Raw genomic sequence first — 759 nt, 5'->3', positions numbered from 1 at the left:
CATGTACAGGACCTTAAGCGTTGAGTCCCTTTAAAACTCCTTCCAAGGTCCTGTTCTGTATCGATTTTCTCTGCTTGGTTCGGCAAGCGTTCTTGGCCAAATAATCAGCTGCCCATTCCAGTCTTTCCCTTATTTCTGTCAGCGCTCTATGGGCCACTGCTTCCAATAGCGGCAACCACCATGTCGTACTGTTCTTTGACGCTTTCAACATCGATAGCTTCCCTGTCATCACACTCTGCGCGACCCGCCTTTTCATCACCAGCGACAGCAAACTCGTCCACACCAATCCCTCGGCGATGGCTTTCTCCCCCGTCACAAACCCCTTGAGCCGGTTGTGCGATTTCCACTCTTTAAATAACAACTCCACCTGCCAACGGCAGCGATACAGGCTCATCACCTGCTCTGCTGACCATGCCGCTCGCGGCAGGTTGGTCATCCACAAGCAGAACCGCTTTTCCTCGGCAAACCAGCGTCGGATCAAGCGGTACTCGACCTTGCCGGACTTCACCACCATATCCAGCACCTCGGCCCGACAGCGCCGCCGTCCTGCCTCTTTCAGTGACAGTCCCGCCAGTTTTGGCACTTCCCGCCCATCACCGCGCCAGGCCTGGATTATCTTGGGGTTCAGGCTTTGCGTTCCTCGCACCAGATAAAATCCGCCAGCGTCGTTCACCTGCTCAAACCAGGCCCTGTCAATGTAACCCGCGTCAGCCAGCAGCAGGCAGTTGGCCAGCTTGTGAGCCTCAGGGAGAAATTGCC

The 759-nt window shown here is 55.6% G+C and carries 1 pseudogene; it reads right to left on the bottom strand.

From position 1 onward, the window contains the following. Nucleotides 1-13 precede the first annotated feature (13 nt). Nucleotides 14-759 (bottom strand): annotated as a pseudogene (locus tag J9892_RS22740) (IS4-like element ISAeme3 family transposase); the annotation flags it as partial.

The sequence above is a fragment of the Aeromonas sp. Prich7-2 genome (assembly GCF_017939255.1).
In the GTDB taxonomy this organism is placed as follows: Bacteria; Pseudomonadota; Gammaproteobacteria; order Enterobacterales; family Aeromonadaceae; genus Aeromonas; species Aeromonas caviae.
The sequence above is the reverse complement of the archived record's forward strand: the minus strand, read 5'-3'. Positions and strand labels throughout refer to the sequence as shown.